6 protein-coding genes are annotated in these 7195 nt (G+C 70.2%); 1 reads left to right on the top strand and 5 read right to left on the bottom strand.

All coding sequences use genetic code 11. From position 1 onward, the window contains the following. Positions 1–307 precede the first annotated feature (307 nt). The 4 genes from VIB55_RS00655 to VIB55_RS00640 form a co-directional block, all read right to left on the bottom strand. Positions 308–856, bottom strand: coding sequence for a Uma2 family endonuclease (locus VIB55_RS00655; protein ID WP_331874728.1), 549 nt, complete (start codon positions 854–856; stop codon positions 308–310). A gap of 138 nt (positions 857–994) precedes the next feature. Beyond that, the gene (locus VIB55_RS00650; RefSeq protein ID WP_331874727.1) at positions 995–2602 is read right to left on the bottom strand and encodes a PH domain-containing protein; all 1608 of its coding nucleotides are present in this window, start codon (positions 2600–2602) and stop codon (positions 995–997) included. Beyond that, positions 2592–3086: a PH domain-containing protein gene (locus VIB55_RS00645; RefSeq protein WP_331874726.1), complete on the bottom strand. Its 495-nt coding sequence runs from the start codon at positions 3084–3086 to the stop codon at positions 2592–2594. Before VIB55_RS00645 ends, VIB55_RS00650 begins: the two co-directional genes overlap by 11 nt. Beyond that, positions 3083–4459: an APC family permease gene (locus VIB55_RS00640; RefSeq protein WP_331874725.1), complete on the bottom strand. Its 1377-nt coding sequence runs from the start codon at positions 4457–4459 to the stop codon at positions 3083–3085. Before VIB55_RS00640 ends, VIB55_RS00645 begins: the two co-directional genes overlap by 4 nt. A gap of 575 nt (positions 4460–5034) precedes the next feature. On the opposite strand from VIB55_RS00640, the gene VIB55_RS00635 reads away from it, so the two are divergent. Then, on the top strand, positions 5035–6132 hold the full coding sequence (locus VIB55_RS00635) for an aromatic ring-hydroxylating dioxygenase subunit alpha (protein WP_331874724.1): 1098 nt from the start codon (positions 5035–5037) through the stop codon (positions 6130–6132). Positions 6133–6223: 91 nt separating this feature from the next. On the opposite strand, the gene odhB is transcribed toward VIB55_RS00635, so the two are convergent. Then, positions 6224–7195, bottom strand: a 972-nt coding sequence (odhB, locus tag VIB55_RS00630) for a 2-oxoglutarate dehydrogenase complex dihydrolipoyllysine-residue succinyltransferase (RefSeq protein WP_331874723.1), incomplete at its 5' end; no start/stop codon positions are given.

Below are 7195 nucleotides of genomic sequence, written 5' to 3'. Positions count from 1 at the left end.
GGTCCCAAGGGCCCGGCGGCCGAGAACGTTTCGCGCCTCGCCTGATTTGCTGCGGGTGCAGGGCCGTCCCCCCGGGCGGTCCTGGTGCATGAAGAAAGGCCGGAGCGGCTTCCCGCCGCTCCGGCCTTTCTGCTTTCTCGCCCGCCGAAACGAATGTCATCCCGACGGAGCGGCCACGGCGAACCGGCCCACACCCCGTAATCCGCAGCGACCGAGGGATCCGCCACACACTCGCCGAAGCGGGTCTACGCCCGAGGCATGCACCGGCAGCCGGTCTCGTTGCTGGGGGTTATCTTCTCTCCGTCTCCTACAGGAACAACTCGTCCACGGGGAACCGCCATCCGGGCACCGCCGGCTCCGCGTCGGCCACCTGGCCGCGCTTGTAGACGTCGGCGCTCTCCGGGTCCGGAGCGCGATACACGCGGATCACCTCCGCGCGCAACCCGTCGACGTCCCACACCACCTGCGTGCCGCAGTCGAAGTAGGCTGCACGCTTCGCCGCCATCCGCCGCTCCGCGGCCGGACCGTAGTCCTCCGGGCTGCGCACCTCCACGGCCAGGAGCGGCGCGCCGTCGAGCATCTTCTCGGTAGGCTCGGGACCCACGTACCAGGATGCGTCCGGGGAAAAGGACCTTCGCGGAGAGTAGATGAAACCCACGGCGTCGCCGAACGCGATTCCTCCCCCGACGTTCCGCTCGTACAGGCCCAGGCTGATCAAGATGTTCTTGGCCGCCCTGCCGTGCGCGCCTCCCGTGGGGCTCATGAGGACGATCCTCCCGTCCACGAGCTCCGCTTTGCCCTCGACCTTGTACAGGTCATCGATCGTGGCCTCACGTCCCAAAGGTGCGATCTTCATTCTTGCCTCCGTGGGTGCGTGAGGGAATCGGTTTGGTGATCCGACGCGCCTCGTAAACGTACAATGCGGACGTGAAACCGGCAAGTCTGGACATCTCCCGCCACCAGCCGCACAGTCCGCGCCGCTGCACGACTCTGGTCACTCGCCCGACACCGGCAATGCCGCGGCGCGTTCGCCTTCCTCCACCTCGACGGCGGGCGTCTCCGCCTCTGCAACAGGCACGGAGGCGCGGACCGGCCGGGGCGCCATCCGCTCCGAGAGCGTTTCCAGCAGCGCGCGCGCGGTTTCCTCGCCCAGGTCGATCACGGCGGCGGCGCGCCCGCCCGCGGCCGTGTCCAGCACCAGCGTCGAGAGCCCCAGCCGTCGCTGAAAGGGCGACGCGGACAGGTGAAGCGTCTGCAGCTTGGCGTCGGGCACGATCCACGTCACCCGGCGGAGCACGCCGCTGCGGGCGATCGCGTACCCTGGCGTGAGCGCCCAGCCCCGGTTGCGGTACTGCAGGCGCGCGGCGACCCACGGCAGCGGCAGCAGGAGGGCAATCCAGGGCGCCATCGATCCCATGGGCTCCACCTCCAGCCACCGCGCGGCCCAGAACGGCACCCACAGAATCAGCAGCGTCCGCAGGTAGCGCAGAACGATCCTCCGCTGTGCCCGCGGGTGCACAGGCTGAAACCGCACCCCGTCCAGGTCCAACCCGCCGAAGATTCCGCCCACCAGCGGCCCCACCGCGCCGCGCCGGGCGATGGGAACGAACGCCTCCGCGCCCCCGCGCTGCCCGGGCGCGCCGCCAGCCGTCTCGATCATCAGCGAGGCCAGCCCGAAGGCGCGGCGGACGATGGATTCTTCCACGCGCACCGCCTGCACGCGCTTCAGCGGAATGCTGGCCTCGTGCACCGTCAGCAGGCCGTAGCGCTTGCGCAGCTCGTCCCCCACACGCCACAGGGTGAAGCCGTGATAGCGGACGACGGCGCCCACGATGGAGATCAGCCAGCCGAACACCAGCATCGCCACCAGGACAGCGGCGGCGATGGCCGCGAACCCGCCGCCCACCTCCACCAGGATCCGGTCTACCGCCTCCTCCAGGAACGGCGACGGCAGATCGTCGGCGAACTGGAGGAGGCCGGCCAGGGCCGCCGCGATCACCCCCGCCTCGTTGGCCGTGGCGCCCGCGGCCAGCACGTCGCGGGTGGAGAGCTGGGCCAACGCCGGCGCGTCCACCAGCTCCACGTCCATCACGGCGGGAACTCCGTCCGTTTCGGCGGACGCGACCGCGCGCACGCCGCGGCGGCGCGCCAGCAGCTCGGCACGGACGGACTGCGCGTCGGCAAGCGCGAGGACGGAGAGCACGGCCTCGGCCTCGGCGCCCGCGCCGGCCGTCTCCACGCGCAGCTCCGCGACGCCGAAGACGCGCTGCACCAGGCTCTGGCGCACCTCCACGTTCTGCACGCGGGCCAGCGGAATCGCGCGATCCTGCCGGTTCAGCACGCCCGAGCGCAGCAGCAGCTCGTCACCCGTCAGCAGCCAGCGGTATCGCACGTAGGTGAGCGCCGCGCCGATCAAGGCCGGCACGGCCAGAACGCCCACGAACACCGGGACGAACCCGCCGAACTGCCCGCCGATGCTGAAGCCGCCGGCCAGGGCGGGCCACAGCATGTTGCGGGCGATCTTGAACGAGGCGAACCCGAACGTCAGCGGGTGAAGCCGCCGTGCGTCCGCCCCGGCCAGCGCGGCGGTATCAGACGCCATCGTCCGTTCCGCTGACGGCCGCCAGCCGCTCCCGCAGCACGTCCGCCTCGGGGGCGGCAAGGCCCGGAATGGCCACCCGCGCGCCGACGCTTCCCGCCGTGTAGGCGACGACCGTCGCCAGCCCCAGCATGCGCTCCACCGGCCCCTGGTGCGTGTCGACGTGCTGGATGCGCGAGTGCATCACCACGCTCACGCTCTGCCACAGCCACCCGTGCATGATGCGCAGGTCCACGTTGCTCATCCGGTACCGGAAGTGGCGGTACTGGAAGGGAGGTACCACGATCACCCACGCCGCTCCGATGACGGCGACGGGCAGCGCCAGCCACGGTGACTGCTCGAAGATGAGCGTCGCGGCGACGGAGGCGGCGGTGAGGAACGCCCACCACAGCAGCGCGCCGATGCGCCACAGGGCGACCACGCGGGGATGCAGCGGCTGCGCGGGCGCGTCCGCCACGGGGGCGGGGGCTTCGTCCAGAACGGTCATCGGGCGGGTCTGGGAATCAGGGCCGTCAGGGCACGGTAGACGGGATAGCTGGCGGCCAGCAGCCCCAGCGCGTACAGGCTGGTGCCCGGATCGCCCGCGGCCATCCCCGCCAAAAAGGCGAGCGAGCCGAGCATCGCCAGCCCGGTGGTCCACGGATGGCCCCAGGCGCGGTACGGCCGCGGCATGCCGGGCTCGCGACGGCGCAGCACGAACACGCTGGCGAAGGCCAGGACGTAGTTGGCCACGAAGAAGAACGACAGTACGGCGATGATGGCCGAAAACGTTCCCGTGGCGATGAACGCCAGCGAAACGGCGGTGCTGGCGACGAGCGCGCCCGTCGGCGTGCCGCCCTCGTTGACGGTGGAGGCGCCCCCGGGCACCAGGCCGTCGGCGCTCATGGCGTACAGCACCCGCGGCGCCATCAGCACCAGCGCGTTGACGGTGCTGAGCAGCGCCACGATCAGCACCGCGCGAATGGCCGTGTCACCCGCCGGGCCCAGCACCGCCCGGGCCGCCGCGCCCGCCGCCAGCGGCTCGCCGGCCAGCGCGCGCAGGGGCACCACGTACAGGTACGCCAGGTTCAGCAGCAGGTACAGGGCGGTGATGGAAAGCACGCCGCCGATCATGGCGCGCGGGATGTCGCGCCCGGGATCGCGCACCTCGCCGGAAAAGTAGATGACACCCGTCCAGCCATCGTACGTGTAGATCACTGACTGCATGGCGACGATCACCGCCACGAGCAGCGCACCCCCGGCGGGGACGGCGGACGGCGCCGCCGTGGCGAGGGGACGGGTGGCGGGGAGCAGGAAGCAGGCGCCTACGATGGCCAGTAGCACCAGCGCCTTGGCCGCGCTCGTCACCGTCTGCGCCGCGCCCGCCATCTTCACGCCCCGCCATTGCAGTGCGGCGAACGCCACCGTCACCCCCGTGGCCACGGGCACCGCGCGCCCCTGCAGGGCGGGCACCAGCGCCCCCGCGTACTCGCCGATGACCACCGCGACGGCCGCGGCGCTGCCGCATGTGGCCGCCCAGTCGTTCCACCCCACCAGGAACCCGGCGTAGCGGCCCAGCGCGTGGCGCGCAAAGACGTACATGCCGCCGGAGCGCGGCAGCATGGCGCCCAGCTCCGCCAGCGTCACCGCCCCCAGCAGCGCGTACAGCCCGCCCGCCACCCAAACGGCCAGGTACAGCCCGGTGGAGGGCAGCTGCGCCGCGATTTCGCCGGGTGCGCGCAGGATTCCCGCGCCGATGGTGTTTCCGATGGTCACCGCCAGCCCGAACGTCACGCCCAGAACGCGCAGGAGCCCGCGCTTCTGGCCGGCTGGGCTCAGGGCGTTCGTACCGTCGACGGAAGGTGCAGAGATGAGGGTCACTGTGCCCGGGGTCGATGAGGCGGCGGGTCCGAACCGCGGCGGCAGGGTGGGGAAGTCTCCCGATAGTAGCCGCGCCCAATGCCCCAGCGCCAGCCTCATCTTCTCAGGCGATCGTGCCCTCGAATCGACCATGCGAAACGTCGAACACGACCCGCCACGGCCCGCACGATTACGGCACCATCCGAAGTCGACCGAAGCACGACTGTCATCCCGACGGAGCGGCCACGGCGAGCTTTCCTCAGCGCCACAGTCGGCAGCGACGGAGGGATCCGCCACACACCATGCATAGATCATCGGAAGTATCAGCATGCCCGGCCTTCACGCACTCGTCCTTGATCGGGCGCGCCACACGGTCCTCCACCCACGAGAACAAGCCAGTCCGCGAAGGCGGACTTCGTGTCCTTGTTGCAGCGAATTCATTCGCCCCATCAGAGCCGGACCCACCGGATCATGACTGAGCGCGCACCCATCCAGGAGCGGGTGAACCACCGATTGCGGGCGAGCAGCATTGCCCATCGCGCCCCATCCCCTACTTTCCTCGATCCCATCGACGCACACGCACTTACGCACGCCCAATGCAGCCGTTCACCATCCACCCCGAAATCCACCGCGCGCAGACGCTGCCCTCCGAGGTCTACTCCTCGCCGGCCTGGTACCAGGTGCAGAAGGAGCGGGTTTTCGCGCGCAGCTGGCAGATGGTGCGCGGTGCGGAGCGAGTGAAGGCGCCAGGGCACCTGCTGCCGTTCACGCTGTTGGAGGGGTGCCTGGACGAGCCGCTGGTGCTGGCCGCGGGTGAGGACGGCGAAACCCGCTGCCTGAGCAACGTCTGCACGCACCGCGGCACCGTCGTCTGCGAGGGCGAGACGCACGCGCGGCACCTGCGCTGCCGATACCACGGCCGGCGGTTCGCGCTGGACGGCACCATGACGCACATGCCCGAGTTCGACGGCGTCGAGAACTTTCCCTCCCCCGCCGACAATCTTCCCACCCTGCCCCTGCGGCACTGGGGACCGCTGGCGTTCACCGGGATCGAGCCCGCGTGCGGCTTCGACGAGTGGATCGGACCGGTACGCGAGCGCTGCGGATTTCTGCCGCTGGACGAGTTCCACTTCGACGCGTCCACCTCGCGCGACTACCTGATCCGCGCCAATTGGGCGCTGTACGTAGACAACTACCTGGAGGAATTCCACCTCCCGTTCATCCACGCGTCGCTGTCGGACACGCTGGATTACGCCACCTATCGCACGGAAACCTTCGACTGGTGCAACCTGCAGTTGGGGACCACCAAGAACCGCGACGAGGCGTTCACCCTTCCGGCCGGCCATCCGGACGAGGGCACGCTGGTGGCCGCCTACTACTGGTGGCTCTTCCCCAACGTGATGCTGAACTTCTATCCGTGGGGGCTGTCGGTGAACCTGGTGCAGCCGCTGGGGCACGACCGCACCCGTGTCTCGTTCCTCTCGTACGTGTGGGACGAAAGCAGGCGCGAGTCGGGTGCCGGGGCCGGGCTGCACCGCGTGGAGATGGAGGACGAAGAGGTGGTGGAAGCGGTGCAGAAGGGCGTGCGGTCGCGCCTGTACAACCGCGGCCGCTACTCGCCGCGCCGCGAAGTGGGCACGCACCACTTCCACACGCTGCTGGCGCGTGAGACGGGCGACGGCATGGGGGGATGAAGATGCGACCGCTCCGGTAGAGCCGATGAAGAGAGCCTGCCCCCGCACGGGGACAGGCTCTCTCCACACTGACGCACTAACGCACTGCCGTTCACCCCTCCAGCAACATCGAGATGGGGTCCTCCAGCATGCGCTTGATGGCCACCAGGAACCGCACCGCCTCGCTGCCGTCCACGATGCGGTGGTCGTACGTGAGCGCCACGTACATGATCGGGCGGATCTCGATCTGCCCGTTCACCACCATGGGCCGCTCCACGATGTTGTGCATCCCCAGGATGCCCACCTGTGGCGGGTTCAGGATGGGGGTGGACAGCATGGAGCCGAACGTCCCGCCGTTGGTGATGGTGAACGTGCCCCCCTGCAGCTCGTCCAGCGTCAGCTTGCCGTCGCGCGCGCGCTGGCCCAGGTCACCGATGCGCTTCTCGATCTCGGCGAAGCCCAGCTTGTCGGCGTCGCGCACCACGGGGACCACCAGCCCCTCTTCGGCGCCCACCGCGATGCCGATGTCGTAGTGATGCTTCAGGACGATCTCCTCGCCCTGGATCTCGGCGTTCAGCCGCGGAAACTGCTTCAGCGCGCCGATGGCCGCCTTGGTGAAGAACGACATGAAGCCCAGCTTCACCCCGTGCTTCTTCACGAACTCGTCCTGCCGCGCCTTGCGCAGCTCCATCACCACCTTGAGGTCTACCTCGTTGAAGGTGGTGAGACTGGCCGTGGTCTGCTGCGCCTCTACCAGCCGCCGCGCGATGGTCTTGCGCCGCCGCGACATGCGCTCGCGCGTCTCCGCACGCCCGCCGGTCTGCGCGGCCGGGGCCGGGGCCGCGGGCTTCGGAGCGGACGCGGGCGCGGACGGAGCCGCGGCAGCCGCCGGAGCGGGCTCGGCCGACTTGGCGCGGCCGCGCTCGATGAACGCCAGCACGTCTTCCTTGGTGACGCGGCCGTGGGGGCCGCTCCCACGGATTTCGGCCACGTTCAGGCCGTGCTCGGCGACCAGCGAGCGCACAGCTGGCGACGTCTGCGCATCCGCCGAGCCGGCTCCTGCAGCCGCGGGCGCGGCCTCAGA

Origin of the sequence: Longimicrobium sp. (assembly GCF_036554565.1) — a bacterium.
Classification (GTDB): domain Bacteria; phylum Gemmatimonadota; class Gemmatimonadetes; order Longimicrobiales; family Longimicrobiaceae; genus Longimicrobium.
Note: the sequence above shows the minus strand (reverse complement) of the source record. Positions and strands in the feature narration are given on the sequence as shown.

Coding starts and splice junctions, on each gene's coding strand:
- VIB55_RS00635 (WP_331874724.1), top strand. CDS start 5,035: ATGCAGCCGTTCACCATCCACCCCGAAATCCACCGCGCGCAGACGCTG.
- VIB55_RS00645 (WP_331874726.1), bottom strand. CDS start 3,086: ATGACCGTTCTGGACGAAGCCCCCGCCCCCGTGGCGGACGCGCCCGCG.
- VIB55_RS00650 (WP_331874727.1), bottom strand. CDS start 2,602: ATGGCGTCTGATACCGCCGCGCTGGCCGGGGCGGACGCACGGCGGCTT.
- VIB55_RS00655 (WP_331874728.1), bottom strand. CDS start 856: ATGAAGATCGCACCTTTGGGACGTGAGGCCACGATCGATGACCTGTAC.